This window comes from Marinilabilia sp., from assembly GCF_016278715.1.
GTDB lineage: Bacteria > Bacteroidota > Bacteroidia > Bacteroidales > Marinilabiliaceae > Marinilabilia.
The window spans coordinates 1-20486 of the sequence record NZ_JADQBH010000079.1 but is presented as its reverse complement, the minus strand read 5'-3'; the positions used below and the strand labels follow the sequence as shown (position 1 = coordinate 20486).

General features: G+C 35.4%; 18 protein-coding genes. All 18 read right to left on the bottom strand.

Features of this window, described 5'->3' with window-relative positions:
- Positions 1 to 583: 583 nt before the first annotated feature.
- Positions 584 to 1717 (bottom strand): type II secretion system F family protein, encoded by a 1134-nt coding sequence (locus tag QZZ43_RS05165; RefSeq protein ID WP_291856858.1) that lies wholly within the window; start codon positions 1715 to 1717, stop codon positions 584 to 586.
- Between the two features lie 2 nt (positions 1718 to 1719).
- Positions 1720 to 2217, bottom strand: a complete 498-nt coding sequence (locus QZZ43_RS05160; protein WP_291856857.1) for a prepilin-type N-terminal cleavage/methylation domain-containing protein — start codon at positions 2215 to 2217, stop codon at positions 1720 to 1722.
- Positions 2218 to 2264: 47 nt separating this feature from the next.
- Positions 2265 to 2654: a prepilin-type N-terminal cleavage/methylation domain-containing protein gene (locus QZZ43_RS05155; RefSeq protein WP_291856856.1), complete on the bottom strand. Its 390-nt coding sequence runs from the start codon at positions 2652 to 2654 to the stop codon at positions 2265 to 2267.
- Positions 2655 to 2686: 32 nt separating this feature from the next.
- Positions 2687 to 3928: a hypothetical protein gene (locus tag QZZ43_RS05150; RefSeq protein ID WP_291856855.1), complete on the bottom strand. Its 1242-nt coding sequence runs from the start codon at positions 3926 to 3928 to the stop codon at positions 2687 to 2689.
- Entirely contained in the window at positions 3928 to 4452 is a 525-nt protein-coding gene (locus tag QZZ43_RS05145; protein ID WP_291856854.1) for a hypothetical protein, read from the bottom strand. Before QZZ43_RS05145 ends, QZZ43_RS05150 begins: the two co-directional genes overlap by 1 nt.
- Positions 4453 to 4496: 44 nt before the next feature.
- A complete protein-coding gene (locus tag QZZ43_RS05140; RefSeq protein WP_291856853.1) occupies positions 4497 to 4880 on the bottom strand; it encodes a hypothetical protein in 384 nt (127 codons plus the stop codon).
- Positions 4864 to 5406 carry a hypothetical protein gene (locus QZZ43_RS05135; protein WP_291856852.1) on the bottom strand — a complete coding sequence of 181 codons (543 nt, stop codon included), beginning with the start codon at positions 5404 to 5406 and terminating at the stop codon, positions 4864 to 4866. Before QZZ43_RS05135 ends, QZZ43_RS05140 begins: the two co-directional genes overlap by 17 nt.
- Entirely contained in the window at positions 5387 to 6631 is a 1245-nt protein-coding gene (locus tag QZZ43_RS05130) for a hypothetical protein (protein ID WP_291856851.1), read from the bottom strand. Before QZZ43_RS05130 ends, QZZ43_RS05135 begins: the two co-directional genes overlap by 20 nt.
- A 1-nt stretch (position 6632) precedes the next feature.
- On the bottom strand, positions 6633 to 8561 hold the full coding sequence (locus QZZ43_RS05125) for a type II secretion system protein GspD (RefSeq protein ID WP_291856850.1): 1929 nt from the start codon (positions 8559 to 8561) through the stop codon (positions 6633 to 6635).
- A 212-nt stretch (positions 8562 to 8773) separates the two neighbouring features.
- A complete protein-coding gene (locus tag QZZ43_RS05120; RefSeq protein ID WP_291856849.1) occupies positions 8774 to 10189 on the bottom strand; it encodes a GspE/PulE family protein in 1416 nt (471 codons plus the stop codon).
- Positions 10190 to 10191: 2 nt separating this feature from the next.
- Positions 10192 to 10695 (bottom strand): hypothetical protein, encoded by a 504-nt coding sequence (locus QZZ43_RS05115; RefSeq protein WP_291856848.1) that lies wholly within the window; start codon positions 10693 to 10695, stop codon positions 10192 to 10194.
- A gap of 6 nt (positions 10696 to 10701) precedes the next feature.
- Positions 10702 to 11112 (bottom strand): prepilin-type N-terminal cleavage/methylation domain-containing protein, encoded by a 411-nt coding sequence (locus QZZ43_RS05110; RefSeq protein ID WP_291856847.1) that lies wholly within the window; start codon positions 11110 to 11112, stop codon positions 10702 to 10704.
- Positions 11113 to 11151: 39 nt separating this feature from the next.
- Entirely contained in the window at positions 11152 to 11958 is an 807-nt protein-coding gene (locus QZZ43_RS05105) for a hypothetical protein (RefSeq protein ID WP_291856846.1), read from the bottom strand.
- 415 nt (positions 11959 to 12373) lie between these two features.
- The gene (locus tag QZZ43_RS05100; protein ID WP_291856845.1) at positions 12374 to 13882 is read right to left on the bottom strand and encodes a hypothetical protein; all 1509 of its coding nucleotides are present in this window, start codon (positions 13880 to 13882) and stop codon (positions 12374 to 12376) included.
- 1394 nt (positions 13883 to 15276) lie between these two features.
- On the bottom strand, positions 15277 to 16038 hold the full coding sequence (locus tag QZZ43_RS05095) for a class I SAM-dependent methyltransferase (RefSeq protein ID WP_291856844.1): 762 nt from the start codon (positions 16036 to 16038) through the stop codon (positions 15277 to 15279).
- A 131-nt stretch (positions 16039 to 16169) separates the two neighbouring features.
- Positions 16170 to 17267, bottom strand: a complete 1098-nt coding sequence (locus tag QZZ43_RS05090; RefSeq protein ID WP_291856843.1) for an acyl-CoA desaturase — start codon at positions 17265 to 17267, stop codon at positions 16170 to 16172.
- A gap of 217 nt (positions 17268 to 17484) precedes the next feature.
- Entirely contained in the window at positions 17485 to 18327 is an 843-nt protein-coding gene (locus tag QZZ43_RS05085) for a LytTR family transcriptional regulator DNA-binding domain-containing protein (protein WP_291856842.1), read from the bottom strand.
- Between the two features lie 59 nt (positions 18328 to 18386).
- Positions 18387 to 20486, bottom strand: a 2100-nt coding sequence (locus QZZ43_RS05080) for a helix-turn-helix domain-containing protein (RefSeq protein WP_291856841.1), incomplete at its 5' end; no start/stop codon positions are given.

The following is a 20486-nucleotide window of genomic DNA, read 5'->3' as shown; positions in this document are numbered from 1 at the left end:
TGTTTGAAAATTAAAAAAACTCAGTATTACATAATCACTATATAATATACTTGTGCTAAAAAACAGCCTATCACTCTTTTATTCATGCACTTACCAACAAGCAACAAAATAATATAATAGTCATCTAAAGTAACAGCAGAATGAGACGAATCTGGAATGTAGACATTGTCGTTGTCCATTTTCACAACAAAAGTTTGCAAAAAAAAGAAATGCAATGTTAATATGAAAAATTAATGAAGCACGGGTTGGGGAGCCTAACATAACATATGGGTTTAACGATTAAAATTGACACTGCAAAGATTACTAAAGTTTTTTATTTTAAAAATCCAGAAGAAGAATAAATGACAATAATTTAATTAATTAAGATAAAAACTCAATAATTCAAAATTTTACAATCCATATGTAGTTTAAGAAACCGTGTGTATTTTTTTAAAAGTAAAAATGAGTTGGCACAGATTTCTTTTAGACGAACTAACCAGAAAATTAAGAAATAATGCACATGTGAATAAAGTTTTCATGTCCATTCGTCATACATATTATTTAAAGCTTCACCTATTAAAATTTTCTTGGTTTTTATTCCAAATCACAAACCCATAGATGTAGAAAGCTTAAACATTGGCAGATACATTGCAACCAAAATCAACCCAATAACACCACCCAAAACTAAAATAATCAATGGTTCTAGGTAAGTATTGAGTGCATGTGTTTTAACCTCCACTTCGTCCATATATCTATGATGCAACTTGTCAAAAAACAAATCCAATCGGTTTACTTCCTCACCCACACAGATAATAGCAAGATTCTTTTCGTCAAAAATTCTATGGAGTCTAAAACTATCGTGCAAAGTACTACCTTTAATAATATCTTTCTCGACCATTGACATTGCCAGGTCTAAAGGATAATAACCAATCATCTTTCTAACCAAGGCCAGGGAATCTAAGAGTGGAACCTTTGCGCCTAAAAGCAAACTCATAGAAGAACAAAACCGCGCATAATATATTCCTTTTATTAATCCACCCAAATAGGGAATAAATGTGTTTAACTTCTGAACTCTCTGATATACATAATCTCGTTTGTAAAACTTGCGAAATAGAAGTACCAAGGCACCAAACACAACAAAAACCCATGCCCCATATTCTTTTATCAGTGCGGATGTTTCGATAAAAAAGAGTGTTAGTTTGGGTAAATCACCGTCAAATCGTATGAACATATCGGTAAAAAGTGGTACAATAAAAGTCATCATAAACCCAACAGCCAAAACAGAGGATAATATAATAACAATCGGGTAAGAAATACTTTTGGCTAACTGCTTCTTTAACTTCAGTTTATTACTAAAATAAATTGACATTTCTTTTAATACCATCATCAATTTACCACTCTCTTCCCCTATTTGTACACAATAATACTCATAAGGAGTAAATGCGCGGGAATCCCGCATAGCCTCCCAGAATGCCAATCCATTGATCAACCGTTTTCTAATATCTTCGTAAAACTTTTTCCCCTCATTTTTCTTTTGTTGATCTATTAGAATATCAAGAGCTTTTTTTAGATCCATACCGGCTTCTAACATTGAGTACATTTCCATATAAAAAAACTCTTTGCGCTTATCATTCAGCTTAAAACCGAACTTTTCAAAAAATGCGGAAACATCAATTCCAATATCAGAAGTTCTTGTTCTACCTCTTGATTTTATTATTAATCCTTTTGATTCAATCATAATTAATGACGCCTTTCAAATTGTTTCATCTTCCGGAAATAAAAACTATTATCATAACTCTTCCTATATGAAAGGTTAATAAAATGGCCATTCATAAGTAAATCAATTGTAATACCTGTCAGGTTTTTAGTTTCATAATTTTCAAATTGCAAATAGCTAAAATGAAGTTTCTCAATATTAATTGGAAACTTCTCCTTTCCGGCATAGCCTTCCCGTTCCAGATAATTATTTTCAAATGAGTAAATTACCTCAAGATTGTCACGAGTGTTAAAAACAATCGTATTATCCTCTTCATGACTAACACTTCTGCTATTTTTAATATCATTCCTAAGCAATTGATCTGCTATTATCAATTCCTGGGCAGCAAGACTCCGTTGATAAAAAACAGAGAACTGATAAGAAATAAAACGATATGCAGTCAGAATAATGATAATTAGAATAGAACTAATAACCATTGCCACTACCAATTCGGGTAAAGTATATGCGTCAACCTTCTTCATACAATTAGAATTTCATTCAACAACCTGAACCTGCCCCTTCTGATCTGTCATTTTATTGTTATGAGTTCCTCTCTCTTACTGCCGCTATTACGAAATAAACAACGCGCTAATCCTTTTTCTATGGAGTCCGAATCGAAAACCCTTACCTCGATATAATACAAATCAGCCAATCCGCCATAAGGTTCCAATTGGTATTCAAAAAACACACCTTCCCGATCTACAATCAAGGACTTTGGATCTTTAGATTCTGTTTTTAAACTATGCATAATTCGTTCTGCCATGAATTGATAATGTGTGGATGAAAGTGCATGACTGTAACTAAAAATATTAAATATAATAACAAGAGTAAACAGAATAACTATAGAAGAAATAACCATGGCAACTATTACCTCTATCAGTGAAGATCCTTGTACTTTTCTATTACTAACACTTCTCATAATCACTAAATTCATAAACTATCAAACAGGCATTAATATAAACTTTTTAACTTTTCATATTTTCCCAAATAGTCCTGAAACAAATCAGGATATAAAAAAAAGCGAGACAGACTTCCGTAATTCACCTCACAGTCAACCAAATAATTAATAAATATTTTGTCATTTTTCCCATGTTTTACAAAACCTTCACAAATAACCTGTCCATAAACTTTCCCTTGCAATTCAACATTTCCGCTCGAAACCACCATACCTTTTATTAATGAGTTCCCTATTAATACTTCCCCATTCGACTTCTCTCCAATTAAAAACAGCCCTCCTTCAACATTACAATTATCACCTACCGTAATAGAGCTCTGCTTCGTATTTTCGCAAACAACAAAAGACGGATACATTAATTCCACTTCATCTTCAATCTCGATTCGATTACCGGCTAATAGCTGCAAACTGCCTCTAAAACCTTTTTCGATATGTATTTCAGGAGCAACAATAATAGCATCTTCAATAAATGATGAATTACTAATCGTTACCGGATGACTGGAAACTATATTAATATTGCCCCTAAGAACATTAGTAATATTCATCGGTTCATAAAAATGAAATACACGAGTCGATTTTGTAAAAGATTGACTCACCTCATTCTCCATTTCATCTTCAAAATCTAAGTCAGGTGCAGCCCCAGCCATACTAGAAAAATGTAGCACCTCGCTATTAATTTCGGGGATAGAAGACTGGCTATGCATAATCTCGCCATTAATCAGGGTTTCGCCCATGAAAGAACGATTATTATAATAACCAGGGCTTACTCCCAGTTTTGGAATATAAACATCTCCATTAATAATTGTATTACCTGCCAAAAATAATTCGGAAATCCCTTTATCAGAGAGATAAATTGCACTACCCGGGAACATAGAAGAATTATTCCCAACAAAAAAAGCATCAGATTTTCTAAACCTTCCGGAAAAAGCTTCAACAACAAACAGGCTTAAAACACCCCATCGTTTCCTAACAATTGAAATTGAATCTTCTGAATCATTAAATAAATCAAATTGAACGATATCATCTTTTTCAAAAAAATCAGGTGGATTTGCCAAGACAAAATGGCCAGCTGATTGAATGTTACGCATTAACCTGGCCTCAGTACTATATCTTATGGTGATAAGGTTAAAGTAATAAACAGACAAAAGCATCGCTAAACAGATGGACGTCATGATGAAACTTATCATAACAACAAATGGTAACATCCCGGCTTTGACTGTTTTCGATAATATAAACATCACCTTCTGTTTGATATTACATATTGATTTCTACCATATTTATATATAAGGGAATCAACTGTTAAAGAAATAATAAAAATTTCATCCTCAACACCCCCTTCCGAAAGCAGATGTCTTGCATTATTAATCTCCACCACCCCTACCTTTTTCTCATTGGTGACATTGTTTAGGAGGCCTATATATTTAATTTGGGGGGTAGACTCTAATTCCTCATCACTTTCCTCGCTCAGTTCGTTTTGAGCCACATTCAAGATAGCAGTATCTTCTTGCTCATCAGTGCTTGTCTCCACCGATCTGGAATGACTACCCCCCCCCCATAGTTTGAAAGGATCCTCGTAGTTCAATAATAATTTTATGTCAATTGGATTTTTTTTATCAGATGGCTTTTCTATTAATTTCTCTTCAGGTGTTTTGACTGTTTCCGGTTTACCAAATGAAATAAAACGAAAAACAACACCTCCCCATATTAGAATAACAAATGCAGTTAGAATATAAACTGTGGTATTGCTTTTTCTTTTTTTCATAAAACAGTCCGTTTAAACATTCCATATGATACAGCCTTTTTACCCTATTTTAATGCAACAGCAGTTGTATCAACGGTAAAACTTCCAACTGAAAAATCAGAATCATAATAACCGTTATGTCCACTTACCCGCCATTGATAGCTTCCTTGCGATAATTTAAGTTCCAATTTATTTTTAGAAACAAAGGTATCGGCCACTAAATTCTCTGCAAATTCAAACCCGGGTTTAACAACCTGCAAATTATATTTTTCAGCTCCTTCCATTTCTTCCCACCAAAAAATGACATCTACCTCTTTAATTGTAACTTGATCGCCGGGAGAATTCAAAACAATTTCATCATCTATAATATCTTCTTCCAGAAAAATATCACATGAAAAAAACACAATTAGAATCAAACACAGCAAAATAATATTAAAATAATTTTTCATGTCGTGTAATGCTTTGTAAAATAATTCTTGCTTGTAACTCAATATCTCTTGTATGATTATTCTTTACCAGACTATATCCAACCGATACAATCCTACCATGAGTACTTTTGATTTCAAGCCAATAAACAGATTTAATCAGCTCATGAAACCCTCCACATAATATCACCTCATATGTATCAAAATTAAAATCTCCATCTTTTTGCTCAAACAATAAAGCGATACCATTTACCCTGACTGAATTTCTAACTGATAATTCGCCGGAGGTCTTAAACAAATAATCTCTAAACCCATCCCTGGTCAGATTAACATTCATTCCTTCCTCCCACAAAGCCATTTTCTCACGCAATTCATCAATTTGCAAGGATGCTTGCCTGGCATCTTCAATACTTCTTGTCAATCTAAAACAATTGCGTTTGGCATCAACAGTTCTTCTAAATGGCATTAGCAATATTAACAAAACAACACCTGTTGCAAATAAAAGCAATATTGTGCAACGCTTCTTATCACTATAATGATTCCATCCCATCTTGATTAATTTTTATCCGGAAACTAAATCTTCCTGCATCAATATTTCCATCATAAACATATACATGATCATATATGCTATGAACAAAGGCCAACTTTCCTAATTCTTTGAGCCACACATTCAACTCCGAAGTTGAAAGACAAGTTCCTTCGACTTCAATCAGTCCTTCCTGAAAAAAAACCCGCTTTTGACTTCTTTCACGATCTTCTTCTATAGGATGAAATACCATTGAAGATAAATTAACCTTTTCCCCCAGTAATGCTACCATCCTATCTGCATAAACAGAAAAACAACCATACTTTCCATATAGTTCCTGTCCGGATAAGGTGATATGTTTTTCAAACTGGGTTCTTAAATTCTGAAATTCCTTATGAGTCTTTTGGTAATGAATATATTCTGAATTTAATTCTTTTTGTCTGGAACTATAATATTGCAAGAAAAAGAAATTAACTAATAACAAAAGAAGAGGTAATCCAAGACAAACAGGAACTAATATTTTATAAAGCTTATTATACTTTAAGCTATAACGATCCAATTGATAAGCAGATTTACTTAACCAATTCGCATCTCCATTATTAATAAAAAAATATAATGCATTGCAATAAGGCAATACATACTCCGAAAAAATATAATCATTTCCAATTAACAAACTATTTCCATCATCTGACAACTCCGAATCTCTTGCAAAGTAATGAATTAACTCCTCCTGCACATTTATTGAGTAATTCAAAAACTTATAAGTATTTTCCTCTCCCTCCTTATCCACATAAGGCAAACACGAATTAAAACTAACAGGACCTAAAAAAAATTCAAATATTTGCAATTTTTCATTGAGCCTATCAAATATTTCATCACACAATTTCTTACGGGCAACCAATGCCAAATTAGACTTACTTGTAGCCATTAACTGAACCCTAAAGTCATCCACATTCGGCAAATGCAACTGATCCAGTGGGGTTTGATTGTCGGGATTAGAAGCAAATTCTTTTATAAGTATATTTCGACTATCAAAACTTATACAAACCGGTGTATTATTTATTTCCTCAAAAGGCAATTGATCAAAACCATTCAGGGTAAAACGTTTTCTAATAAATAAAACTCCTTTGCGATTCTCTACCAAAGTTACAAAAACAGAGTATTGATCAACATCCCTTTCCCAAATATGAATTCCCCATATTTTTTTAACAGGAAACACCCGATCAAGTATTTTGCGACTAAGATCCATATTAGTAAACAATCTGAGGTTTAATCAATACAATTAACTCATTATCGGAAGATGATTTATTCCTTGAACTAAAAATCCATTTAAGAATTGGAATTTTTGATAATACCGGGAAACCAGAACCACTTTCTTCTTTTGAAACCTCATCCAATCCACCAAGTAGCACCATCTCCTGGTTCAAAACTCTTATTTGAGATAAAAACTTCCGTGTAGCATTACCTGGTGGTGCATTTGGCACCCTAGGTTCAACAAAATTAGAAAATTCAGCTTCAATATTAAGAGTGATATTTTCATCACCGGATACCATTGGCTTAATTGTAATTGTCATATTCGCATCAACCTTACTATACCTGGGAGTTTGTGTGATTATAGGATTAACACCCCCTGTCACATTCTGAGTTTTCTCCTCATAATACATTGATTCACCAATGGTTAACACCGCTTCGTGCCCATTCAAGGTAGAAAGTTTTGGTGTTGACCGGATTTTTATATTTCCGCTTTGTTCCAGGGCTTTAAGTTTCATATAAAATTTTGAGTTTACACGACCTAAATTAATAGAACTTACTGTTTCAAATTTGTCCAAAACATTATTTACCGCATCACTACCTAGAACAAAATCAAGTCCGGGAGCAACTTTACCTCCACTTTTCACGGTTGAATCAGTTAAAAAAGCACTAATCCCTGTTTCAATTGAAGAAGACTTGCGCACATCAATCACAACCACTTCAATCATTATATTAGGAACAGGCTGATCAATTTGCTTAAGAAAAGTCTCTATTTCTTTCAAATGACTTTCGCCACCACTCAATATCAGAGCATTAAGCTCCTTGAAGGGCAATATCTGAACATCCTTTTTTAAAGTTTCCGGAATAGAATTTTCAATTTCAAAGGCCGTCCGATATTGAAACTTTACTAATTTAGTTCTCCGGAATCCCTCTTCAATTCGATTTCCTATTATAAATATTTCTTCTTCCTTATCATAGGTGTGATCGGTTCCTCTTAATAAAACATCCAATAAATCGTCAAAACTGATATTGTTAACTTTAATGTATGAATTACCCTGTGGCTGGGAAAACAGTACATAGTTATTTAAAGAGGTTACTGCAGCTTCTTTAATAACATCTATTATAGGAACATTATTGGCTTCCACACTTAAACGACGAGACCCTATTCTGGAAACTGATAAATTCTCATTGGCACTAACAGAAGAAGGACTTCCTGAAGATCTGGAAGTTTGTTGCGTTACAGATTGCTGTGCTTTGTCTTCTTCTTTGTTTAATAATTTATAAACCTGTCTGATTGTATCAACTTCTACCCTTAGACCGTTTGAAAACGCAATTAATTCAATTCCATCGGTAAAAGGGGCCTCCGAAGCATAAACTTTCATTAAACGATCTTCAACTCCATGAGCAACAATAACATTTCTTCGTGATTGACGAGAAATCTCTCTAACCACAACTGATAAACTGTCATTTTTGAGATCTACAGATAAGGTACTGTCCTCAAAATTATATTTAATTTCGGGGACACGATTTAAAGAAGGTTTTTTTTCAATGGGAGGATCCTCAAAATTTGTAAATGACATTATATTATTTACAAACTCAACATTTAAATGATATTCCCTGCATAGAAACAGTATAAGATCCTTTACAGTAACATTAGTGAAATTATTTGTAACGTTAACCTGAATAGCCGGTGACACACTTATATTGAGTTGATGGGTTTCAGCTAATCCTCTCAACAAATCATGAATGGTTGCGTCAACTAAAGAAAATTCAGTTTTTTCTAACAAGCCCGGTATTTCTTCCTGAGCCTTCTTTTCCAGAATTTCTTGTATGAAATTCAATCTTTCCTCAAAAGTATTCTGGGCAAATGCTAAGGAAGGAACAATAAACAATAAGCAAATAAAAATACTAAACCAATTAATCCTCATCAATTTAAATTTACATATAAATAACACAAATACTGCGTATTTATGATCAACAAAGCAGTTTATTCATTTTTTGCCTCTGGCAAATTAATTCATCAATAATTATGATCAACATTAACATCCCATTCGGCAAATTCGATTTTTCTAAAATCTTACTGAACTTTGTTTTATTATCTTAATTTTATCTTCTCACTCATAAACATTTTTCCATTGAATTAAAGCATTAAGGAATAAGCTTCTTCAATGGATGTTTCACCCTGTAAAACCATACTAAATGCCTGTTCAGCTAATAATCGGATATTTGATTCTTGAACATATTCGCCAATAAACAAATCAGCACTTTTTATTTTTTCTTTTAACTCTTCATTAAGCAGAATTACCTCATAAATAGCTTTACGCCCTTTATAGCCCGTGTGGAAACAATGTTCGCAACCTTTTGCTAAAAAATGAAATTCCGGTAAAGAACCTGGTTTAAACGACTTGGGTAACATTCGAATATCAAAAGACTCCTTTGCTTTGCACATAGGACATAAAGTCCTTACCAGTCGCTGGGCTACGGCAATATTTAATGTGTCAGCCACCATATAAGGAGGAATGCCCATATCAATAAGTCGGGAAATAATTCCCCACGCAGAATTCGTATGAATGGTAGAAAGAACCAAATGGCCTGTAAGAGCAGCCCTTATTGCCATTTTTGCAGTGTCAACATCTCTTATTTCCCCTACCATAATGATATCAGGATCTTGTCTCAAAAAAGTTCTCATGGCAGACGCAAAGCCCATACCAATATCTTCTCTTAATTGAACTTGATTCACTCCTTCCAAAGTATATTCAACCGGATCTTCAATGGTTAAAATATTTCGTGTATCACTATTTAACTTTTTTAGAGTTGTATATAATGTAGTAGTTTTACCTGAACCGGTAGGACCACTAATTAAAATAATACCATTTGGCTGTTTAATGGCCTCTGAAAAAGATTCAAGGTCAATGCTATCAAAACCCAGTTGAGCCAATGACAGATTAGATATATCACTGTTTAAAATTCTTAAAACTATCTTTTCTCCATATAAAGTAGATAAAATGGACACCCTGATATCGAATTTATGGCTACCACTATTAAATGCAATACGTCCATCCTGGGGCAATCGTTTCTCAGATATATCCAGACGAGCCATAATCTTAATACGATTAATAATCGATGGATATGCAGTTCTATCTATTTGATAACGCTCAACCAACTGCCCGTCTATACGTATTCGCACCCTGCAACCTTCCTCATAAGGCTCAATATGAATATCTGAACTGCCAAGTTCCTTGGATTCTTTGATAATACTTTCCACAAAATCATCAGCACCTACTTTCGCGGTTTGATTCTGGTTCGAACGTGTTTTAGGATAGTTATTAATAAGGAGTCGTTCCATACATTCGGACGACATTAATTCATAATTTATTTTCTTACCGGTTAAGACACCTAATTCTACAACCACCTTCTCAACATCAGCATTTTCATCAAAATAAAAAAATCCTGATTCTTCTCCGGTTTCAATGGGTACTACCTTGTAATGCCATGCCATTTCGGGAGATATAACAGACTTCACAAAACTATCAATAACTAATTCACTGTAATCCATTGTCATACATCTAACACTATCCACATGTCATTCAAAAGAAAATTAATGCTTACCCCCAACAAATCTCCCAGAATTACAATAACCATACATAAAGACTGGTTTCCAGCAAGAGGAATTAAAGTATTATGTTTTCGAAAAAAAAAGATGTAGGTGAGAAGTGAAAAAAATAAGCTTCCTATAAAAAAAAGAATAAAATTAATGGGTGAAAAACAAAAAATCAATATACTCCACATCAGCAAATCCCCCAAACCAAACCATTTATTATTCAACGTTAAAGACTTTCCCTTAATAAAACCATATCCAAAAACTGCCAATAAGTTAATTAAAACAAAGACCATATTGAAAAGCAAAAACTCATAATGAAAAGATCTTTCTATACTTAACAAAACTGCTGTTAAAAAACCAAAAACAAAAAGAAGCAAATGAACTTGTCGTGTTTTAAAATCTTCAAAAGCAATCCTCCCAAAAATTCCTATTAAAAGGATTTCCAAAATTAAATCCAGCATATCTCATTAATCCTTTATGACTTCCTCCAATTCTCCTTCTCCATTTATTGTCCACACATTAAATTCTCCATTCCCGTTAAAATCAACCACAGCAGTAGCTTGAGCAACAAAACTATTGGTTCCAACCTCCACTACTTCAATAATATATTTGGAATTTCCTCCTTCGGTTACAAGAGACTGTTGCTCAAAACCCAGTTTTTGTAAATCATCAGTATATCTTGAATATTCAAAAAAATGAGTCCGCTGTAAAGTATGGAGCATTTTTAAACCTTTCCGGGCTTCAAGGCTATGAGCACGTGATACCAGGGGCATTAATTCAGGAAGTGCCAATAATAAAAGTATTCCAATAATTACAAGAACTACCAACAATTCGGGTAAAGTAAATGCAGAAACTCTCTTTCTTGTAAACTGTTTCATTTTCTATAATTTATACTTCTAATTGCATGAATATTTCATTTATTCTTTGTCTTTTTCTCGTTCTTTTTTCTTAAATAACCCAAACAACCATTTAGTTTTAGATTGCTTATCATTATCTTCATTTTCCAATGATTTATTTTGTTTTTTTCGATTTCGGGATGGATTCTCAGGGCTGGCTGATTTTTTTTCACCTTCTCCAGTTGCCTCATTGGATTTTTTCCTCCATGGTAAAAACGAAAAAAACTTTCTGATCTTCCCTTTTATTCCATCATTATCATCGGATTCATCCTCTCGATTAAGAACCTTCTCTTTCTCAGCAGCTCTTTTTTGCTTTCTTAAAAACCGTTTGGTAAGAACCCAGTTGTTATCTTTCCATCGATATACTCCAACAATTTCACCTACATTGTCAAAAACTTTCTTTCTTCTTATTCCACGACCATTTCGCCAATGCTCAACGAACTTTAATTCACCATCATTGCTCCATCGTCTCCACCTACCATGTTTTAATCCTCCTTTAAAAACACCCTTTTCTATTAATCTACCATCAATGCTTTGTTTTACAAATTGTTCGTCCAATGGAATTCCTGCAAATGCTCCCCGTGTAGAATGTATTTCCTGTAAATTACAATAAAAATATAAACAATTCTTCCTCAATCGTTTACGACCATCCTTGTCACGCATAGTGTTAAAAACAACAGCACTGTCACCATAAGATAAAACTTGTCGACTTCCATTATAATAATCAGGTGAAAAAGCACTTCTACAAGAAGAATAAAAACTAAAAATAGTTACAGCTGCAATTAATAGTATTTTTTTAAAAAATATAAAATAAAATTTGTTCTTCATTAGTCTGTCATTTCCAATTCTTGTATCCTTTTTTCCTGATCTTATGACATTCAATATAAGCTCTTCAATTTATGTTAATAATTAGTTGCTCATTTCCGCCAGACTCACTCTCTACTCAACCATCTGTGAGCCAGGCATAATGAATCTTGTTTAAAAACCGAAACATGTTATTTTTAATTAGTAAATATTCTACATACCTGTAAATCGCAAACATAAGATAGCCCCGGGGTCACCTCATGACCCCGGGGCTATTAATTATATTTCTCCTCGATTTTGTTACGTAATTATAGCCACGGAATGCAAATCTCCTATGAAAAAGATAATATCTGAGTTACACAGGTAACATCTTATATACCCCCATTAGCCATTTATATCAAAAGAACTTCTATCACACAACACCATCAGCGTTAAACATTTACTCACTGCCATTCATCAATAATTCCTCTATCTTCTCCATGCGGACTACCAGATTTCTGTTTTTTTCTTTAAGTTCCTTAACTTCTGTTTTCTGCATCTCCATTGTCGTATTCAATTCTTCCACAAAACTATTTTTTCTGTCCAACTGTGAGTCCTGCTCTATCACGTACAGAGTCAACTCCTCAATCTTTTGTAACAATAATTTATTCATCTCAGCCAAATTAATTCCTGATGCTTCCATTTCTTTTGCACTGGGGATATCGGGGAGGTGCTTGTTGTCTTTGATAAAACTTTCTAATTCCTTCAAATCCTTTAACTCATAATCGTCTTCGAATACAAAATCTGCAGTATTCCCACCGGCTTCAACCTTTACTTCAGCAGCCCTGATTGTGCCGGCTGCTTCAATATCTTTTATCACAAAGAAACTTCCTGCCCCTGTAATATGGGCTAACCGATTTCCATATCCACTACAATATTCAAAAACAACAGCCTCTCCTGATGCCCCCTTCCCATTTTGCCTACCATCAAAAGTCATAATACCCCGTTTTCCAGAATTATCTCCCATATGCTCCGCAGTAAAACACAACGCAGCAGTATTATCTTTTGTATATCCACTAATATTTGGAAGAAAAGTTGTTCCAACATCACCTCCACCATTCCCTAAATACATCCCATATCCCTCAGTTGAACTATTAAATCTAGCAAACTTTTCTCCAGAAACGCCACTTATTCTTCCACTTATCAAGGCACTCATAGTATTTGGATTATTAATACCAATTCGTCCTGTTGCGGAAATTTTAAAAGCATCTTCATTAATAGGGGTTCCAAACGAAAATTCATTAGCAAAACTTGAAAGAACGCCATTTGAAGAAATCCCAAGGTCACTATTTGTTCCAATTCTATTATAACTAATACCAAGCTTTTCACCATATTCTGTTTCCAAAAGAACCATTGAATTTTCAAAGTTTGAAATCTGTTCATTCAAATTTCCTAATGATTTATTCTGATAATCTTGTATTGTTAAATTCGGTTCTGAATCAACACTTCCAACTAACACCTGTCCGGAATCACTAATCCTATTAGCTAATGAAATATCATTCGCAGAAAAACTATTCCAGATAATTCTATATCCCGCATCTGATCCTATGTTATCTCCATTATACGCCCCATCTGTTTCAAAAACAATTACGACTCTCCCGTTTGGGTTTGTCGTCTTAATAATACTCTCATTAGTGCCATGAAAAGCAGCAATTCTATTAATTTTATTAAAACTTTCATCACAATCAAATACATATATATAATCATAATCCAATTCTACATTATAATCCAATACTAATTCTACTAATCCATCCTCTCCTGTAGAAATATTGTACTGTCTAGTCAGATTATTCCCATATTCTGATGATGTTAAAATAATCTCTCCAGAAGGTGAGTTATAGTTAGTTGTTTGACCGAATAGATTAATTGAAATAATCAACAGTCCAAATAAATAGTTTAATCGATACATAATTAAGGCATTTAATTTTTAGAAAAAATAAACATAATAATTAAACATTGAATTACACGATAAATCTATAACATAGAATTAACCTCTGTATAATAGAGAATTGATTGACAATAAATCTTCAGGCATTTTCTTTGCATATAAGGCTAAATTGATTTATGCTAGAAAAAACGCCAATCATTTTTTTGAAATTCATAATAATCGAGTTAAGGTTAATAATCGATTTCTATAAAAAATGAAATAACAACAGCCCGTTAAACTTTTAGTTAAATCATTGCAATTCAGCAAAATAAATATTCTTTTAAACAGTTAGCAATCCGGAAGTAAGCCCCTTGGTTTATTTACCCAAAAATCGAATTAAGAATGATCTTTAAAGGTGATGACACAGTTAAAACATTGAAAAAAAAAAGCTTTAAGCAACAATTTTATTAATCAGTAGCGAAAAGATTTTCTTTCCGAAGTGTTCATACTCTTCCTTTGTACCAAAGGAAGAATCAATTTTGCCCTGTTCGAAAGATACGGGTCTTTTCACTGAACAAAAATATCGTCAACAGTTTGAAAAACCATTTGATTTTATGGAATTCAATACCAACTTAACAACTCAACACGAAAGCGGTCATTATATTATAGCTTTTGACCAAAGATATATCCGTAAGTCAGGTAAGAAAACACCTGGCTTGGGGCGTTATTGATCCGGATGCGCTCAATCCTCAAAATCGGGACTTGAGATTGGTGATAATACCGCTGTTTATGTCGACACCAATTTTGCTTTAAACCTAGATGCTCTACAAACACCTTAATCTATGACATACAATTTAAGTTCTTCAATTCTCATTAACATTTAACTTGCTTATTTCTAATAGATTCTGGCTCACCACCATCTGAGAACCGTATATATCAGGTAAAAAAAGTTGACTTTTGGAATATAAAATTCAAGCATTTCAAGTCTGCTATTGGTAATGGTATTTCGAATGGTAATCGCATTAAGTTCATACTTAAAAAAAATCCTTTTTGCCAAAAGACTTATTTCTTTCTTAAATTCCCTATTACCATTCACTTCTAAATCATAGTCTCTCTGGTTTCAGGCATCTACCAGTCCAAAAAAAATTTCTGGCTTTAAATTTCAAAAAAAATTTGTTAAAAAAAAGAAGTTCAAACCCCATCAATTCAAATTTGTAATTTTTTATTACACCTATAAATGACAAACATAAGAAAGCCCCAGGGTCACCGCATGACCCCGGGGCTAAGATTTATTAATTATCGGCAATTCTTTTACGAAATTGAAGTCTTAATAGAAAAATCTATTGAAATAATAAAATAACACACTTCCAAATTACTATACTTTAATTGAATGCAATTCTATTTTACAAATAATCAACACATCTTTCAGGTAACTTTTACTTTTTAATCGCCCGAGTAGCAAAAAAGGAAGGCAGATATTCATCAATCTCCTTTTCACCATTCCAGTCATCTTCATAAAAATCAGTGATTAAAAAGCCGGCATTCAGTTGTCCACCAATTTCGTCTGTAAGGCTATGTCCAAACTCCATTGTCTCCTGACTTTCAATTAATTTTTCCAGTTTTTGCTTTGGTAATGAGTGCAGGTCGGAATAGGGCTGAGCATAAACCAACTGGAAGGGAGCCTTTTCCTGGCCTAACTGAAAAATAATAGGATTAATTAGCCCTGTCATCAAAATTCCACCGGATTTCGAAACCCGGAAGCATTCCTGCCAGATTGGTTTTAAGTTATCCGCAAATACTACAGAGCAGGGATTGAATATCAAATCAAAGGACTCGTCACGAAAAACGGACAAATCTTTCATATCTCCCTGAATGGTTTTGATATTAAGGTTGAATTCCTCGCTCAACTGTCTGTCCTGATTTAATTGATTTTCGGAATTATCGAAGATGGTCACATCAGCGCCTAAAGCAGCCAAAATAGGTCCTTGTTGTCCGCCTCCGGATGCGAGACCCAGAATTTTAAGGCCTTTCAAGTCCGGAAACCATTTGTGAGGCACCGGCTTTGTGGGAGTCAGAACGATGTCCCAGTTTCCTTGTCTGGCATTTTCAATTTCCTCTTTGGAAACAGGAATTGTCCAGCGAACTTTATTAGCGACATACCGGTCCCAAACGGTTTTATTATACTCCGAAATATTCATTTAAACAGGCAGGTTTAGCTTCTTTAAATGTTAAATATGCACATTAAAAACAAGAAATGAAAAGTCCGGCCATAAATTGAAATCAATTATGAAGCCGGACCATCAATACCATGTAAACCCTGTTTCAATTATTAAACTAATGCAGCTTGCCTACCCAGCATTTTTAACATTCTCGTGTGACCTGCCACCGCTTTAAAGAACGTTTCCTGAGAGTGATAAGGAAGATTATATTCATAAGCAGTTTCTTTAACCAGTTGCGACAATTTTTTATAGTGCACATGGCTGATATTGGGGAACAGATGATGTTCTACCTGATAATTTAAACCACCAATCATCCACGAAAGAACTCTGCTTTTAGGCGAGAAGTCAGAAGTTGTCAGGAGCTGATGAATGGCCCAGTTGTTTTCCAGTTTCCCTTCATTTGATGGGAGGGGATAAGCAGAACTTGGCACCACGTGAGCTGTTTGAAAAATGGTAGTCAGTATCAGGCCGCTGATATAATGCATTATAAAAAAGCCACCAACAATCCAGAACCAGCTAATCGGCATTATCAGAATAGGTAGTACAAGAAGAAATAAGTAATAAAACGATTTAGCAATAATCAGATCAGTGAGATAAGACTTGTATTTTTTATCAAAGGGGGCAACGCCTTCATTTTTGTAATTCTTTATTCGCACAAAATCCTTCATAGTTACCCACGAAAGCGTCATCAAACCATAGAAAAACCAGGCATAAATATGTTGAAAGCGATGCACTTTAAAAAGCTTCCGGTGCGGCGAAAACCTCAAAAACCCAACCGGAGCAATATCTTCGTCATGCCCCTCGATGTTCGTAAAACCATGGTGCATGGTGTTGTGCTGATGCCTCCAGTTTGGCGGAAAGCCCCCAAGAAGATACAGGGACTTACCCAGCCATTTATTAACCGTTTGGTTTCTGGAAAACACGCGATGATTGGCATCATGCATCAATACCATTCCCAAACCGGCCATTCCGCCGCCCATCGCTACCCAGCTCAGCATAACACCCAAAATTGAGGTTACCACACCTGATAACATCAGAACGTAAGGCAAAATATAGAGTAAACCCATAAATACAGACTGAAAAACAATGGTTTTATTTCCATATTTTGAGAGGTTATTTTGCTTAAAATAGCCATCCACCCTCCCTCTCAAATCTTTGATGAAATCAGGATTTTTATCTAAAGGGAAAATAATATTTTGAACTTTCATACCTACAAAATTTATAAATTGAACAAACAAAGCACTTCCTTTACAACCGGCTTACAAGAAGAAACCGGTCTTTATTGAAATTCCTTTCTATACAAAGGTAGCTTCTCCAAGGAGCTACATCAAATGAATGGGGCAAATGGAATACAAAGGATGGCGGAGGAATGTCTTATGGGATAGATGGCAATATTTAAGGGCGAATAACACTCACCCCAATAACTCACACAACCTCTCTAACACTCAGCAAATACTGACGTGAAACAGGAAGTTTTTGGTCGGTTCCCTTTAAAGATATCCAATAATTATTGTAGTTTTTACGCAATTGGTCAATGTAGTGAATGTTAACCAGGCAGGTCCGATGACAACGAATAAAGTTTGAATACGGAGAAAGTAAAAGCTGGAGGTTTTTCAGGGTATTCCTCATTAACTTCTTCTCAAAATGTTCATTTTCTTTGAATACGATCTCGACATAATTATCTGCCGAAACTACATATATGATATTTGAAACAACCACTTTAAATGTATCTCTCCCTCCTTCAGATTCCAATTCTATCGTTCGGCTTAAAAGGTCTTCCTCGTACTTCTCAACCTGGTTTCGCTCCTTCTCTCTGGCAAGAATCAAAACCGCATTGTGTGCCTTCAATTTTTGGATGGTGTCGTGCAGACTTATGGTAACCGGTGGAACCAATGAGATAACCAATATCTTGAAAAGGGTAAAAAAGGACATATCTACCATCCCGACATACCTCAGATAAAATGTAAGAGCTATGCTGCTCAATACCATCAGCATAAATCCCCTGACATACGAAGATAGAACCGATTCCTTTAGGGCAGAACTGGATCGTTTAAAGAAATGGCTAATAATGACGTAAACCAGCATCATCAAAATAAAAAAAATACCGGTAAGGCCCACCAGAAACACCAAACGATTGTTTAAGTCAGGAAGGAATAAAGAAAAAGGTTCAAAAAAAAGCATAAACATGAATATTCCGAGCCCAATGCTCAGAAAAAGACGGAACCGCTCCTTAGAATCTTCTATTATTTGAGAGAGTTGACTGTTCATCATTTTAAAACACAAAACGACCGAAAAGGTTGATTCTATACTTCAAATTCTGTCATACTTCAACTCCTGGCCTCCTCCTTCGCTTTCACATGATTTACAATCAACCTGAGTTCGTCCCACGACACCTCATCACCAAAGCGGTTTTTTACTTCGGTTAGTGATTCTGCTCTATTCCCGTCGAGCCACTCAGCAACGCGATGTACTTTTTCGGCAGGGATAATCTGGAAAATATTGATTTCCCCGGTGCGTACAAAATGACCAATATGATTAAAAATAGTACCGGTGGTCAGGGAACGCTCTTTAGCTATAGCCTCGATGGTTTTTCCTTTTTTGAAATGGTCGAAGGTGACCTGCCTGGTATCTATTTTATCCTTACGGGGCTTCGGAGGAGGAATTTCGAAGGGATTCTCATCGTCATCGGCCCTTTCAAGATTGTTCTCTTTACAGTAATCCAGAATAATCTGCAGCACCTCAGGACCATAGTTCTCCAGTTTAACTTTTCCAAAACCGTGAATTTTCCTGAGTTCTTTCAGCGACTGTGGCAAAGCAGCTGCAATATGCTTCATCGATTTTATCTGAAGTACCATATAAACATCCTGGTCCAATTCTTCAGCTTTATCATCACGCCACTGTTTCAGCCGGCTGTACAAATCGGGATACTGCACCGAAACATCCACCTCCTTTCGACTCTTTTTGGCAGGAGTCACCGCCAATCCATCCAGCAACCCTTTGGCTTTAGCTTCCAGATAAATTTTTACGGTAAAACCTTCTTTACACTTTTCAAATACAGAGGCCCGCATTGAAACCTCATTGCCCAGTCGCTCAAACGCCTGTTTCAGACTTTTTCGAACGGCTTTGTTATCAGTTTCGATACTCAAATTCTCAAAAGGCTCCGTCAGACCTGATTTCACTTTCTCTGCAAACCAATGGCTGGCTTTTCTGATACGTTCCTGCAAGAATTCATTATTATCGGTATCCGGATTTTCCTGCAACAACCGGGATATCTGGCCTATGAACCTATCTGCCACAGGACGCATTTCGCTCGTAACCAAAGCTTTCATTTTTCCCAAAATCACCGGCAACTCATCCTGCACTGCTCCTTTGTTTTCGTAGGCGACCCGCAAGCTATACGCCAATTGCCCTTCAAGGCTGTTTAAATCAAACATCTCTTTCAACAACATGAAACGGTAATCTCGCTTGGCTTGCGTAAGTACCTCTTCATCAGCAGGCTCCTCCTCCACCCTTCGAATAAAACCGGATACTTCCGCATCGGTTTTTAATGCAGAAACATTTAGCGGATTGGTAAGTACAAGCCCTTGGAGCGATTTACAGCGACTCAGGGCTACATAAACCTGTCCGTGGGCAAAAGCTGCATTGGCATCAATAATGGCTTTTTCGAAAGTAAGCCCCTGGCTTTTATGAATAGTAATGGCCCAGGCGGTTTTTAGCGGATATTGAGTAAAAGTACCCTCCACCTCCTCCTTAATCTCACTGGTGTCGTCATCTATCTTGTAACGGGTATTGTCCCAACGATCTGGTTTCACCTCAATGGCTTCTTCATCTCCGGGACATTTAACAAAAATCTTATCGTCCACAATCGCAGTCACCTGCCCAATTTTGCCGTTGTAGTAAGCTTTATCAGGTGACGAGTCGTTTTTCACAAACATCACCTGAGCATGGGTCTTCAAAACCAATTCATCATCGGTAGGAAAATTGCTTTCAGGAAAATTCCCATCCACTTTTGCTTTGAATTGGTGAGATTTACCTGGCAATTGAGAAAGTCTGGCACCATTGATTCTACGTGCCTGATGGTTGTGCGTGGTCAGAGTAATAAACCCTTCCGCATCGCCGTTGATGATTTCCGGCCGGTAGCATTGGTTCAATAAATCCAGGCCGGGTTGATCGAGTTGATTATCCCGGATTTTATTGAGTACAGCGATAAATTTATCATCCTGCTGACGAAATATCTGCTTCAGTTCAATACTTACATAATCCGTTTTCTGCAATGCTCTGCTTCCAAAAAAGAAAGCCGAATCATAATAAGGCCGCAACAAATTCCACTCGTTATCTTTAATGACGGGTGCCAGCTGTTGCAAATCGCCAATCATTAGCAACTGAACACCTCCAAAAGGCAAACTATTGCGCCGAAAACGCCGCAG

Excerpts from the sequence above, each read along its gene's own strand:
- QZZ43_RS05135 (WP_291856852.1), bottom strand. The coding sequence starts at position 5,406 with ATGGGATGGAATCATTATAGTGATAAGAAGCGTTGCACAATATTGCTT.
- QZZ43_RS05125 (WP_291856850.1), bottom strand. The coding sequence starts at position 8,561 with ATGAGGATTAATTGGTTTAGTATTTTTATTTGCTTATTGTTTATTGTT.
- QZZ43_RS05095 (WP_291856844.1), bottom strand. The coding sequence starts at position 16,038 with ATGAATATTTCGGAGTATAATAAAACCGTTTGGGACCGGTATGTCGCT.
- QZZ43_RS05155 (WP_291856856.1), bottom strand. The coding sequence starts at position 2,654 with ATGAGAAGTGTTAGTAATAGAAAAGTACAAGGATCTTCACTGATAGAG.
- QZZ43_RS05160 (WP_291856857.1), bottom strand. The coding sequence starts at position 2,217 with ATGAAGAAGGTTGACGCATATACTTTACCCGAATTGGTAGTGGCAATG.
- QZZ43_RS05165 (WP_291856858.1), bottom strand. The coding sequence starts at position 1,717 with ATGATTGAATCAAAAGGATTAATAATAAAATCAAGAGGTAGAACAAGA.
- QZZ43_RS05100 (WP_291856845.1), bottom strand. The coding sequence starts at position 13,882 with ATGTATCGATTAAACTATTTATTTGGACTGTTGATTATTTCAATTAAT.
- QZZ43_RS05120 (WP_291856849.1), bottom strand. The coding sequence starts at position 10,189 with ATGGATTACAGTGAATTAGTTATTGATAGTTTTGTGAAGTCTGTTATA.
- QZZ43_RS05140 (WP_291856853.1), bottom strand. The coding sequence starts at position 4,880 with ATGAAAAATTATTTTAATATTATTTTGCTGTGTTTGATTCTAATTGTG.
- QZZ43_RS05110 (WP_291856847.1), bottom strand. The coding sequence starts at position 11,112 with ATGAAACAGTTTACAAGAAAGAGAGTTTCTGCATTTACTTTACCCGAA.
- QZZ43_RS05150 (WP_291856855.1), bottom strand. The coding sequence starts at position 3,928 with ATGTTTATATTATCGAAAACAGTCAAAGCCGGGATGTTACCATTTGTT.
- QZZ43_RS05115 (WP_291856848.1), bottom strand. The coding sequence starts at position 10,695 with ATGCTGGATTTAATTTTGGAAATCCTTTTAATAGGAATTTTTGGGAGG.
- QZZ43_RS05085 (WP_291856842.1), bottom strand. The coding sequence starts at position 18,327 with ATGAACAGTCAACTCTCTCAAATAATAGAAGATTCTAAGGAGCGGTTC.
- QZZ43_RS05105 (WP_291856846.1), bottom strand. The coding sequence starts at position 11,958 with ATGAAGAACAAATTTTATTTTATATTTTTTAAAAAAATACTATTAATT.
- QZZ43_RS05145 (WP_291856854.1), bottom strand. The coding sequence starts at position 4,452 with ATGAAAAAAAGAAAAAGCAATACCACAGTTTATATTCTAACTGCATTT.
- QZZ43_RS05090 (WP_291856843.1), bottom strand. The coding sequence starts at position 17,267 with ATGAAAGTTCAAAATATTATTTTCCCTTTAGATAAAAATCCTGATTTC.
- QZZ43_RS05130 (WP_291856851.1), bottom strand. The coding sequence starts at position 6,631 with ATGGATCTTAGTCGCAAAATACTTGATCGGGTGTTTCCTGTTAAAAAA.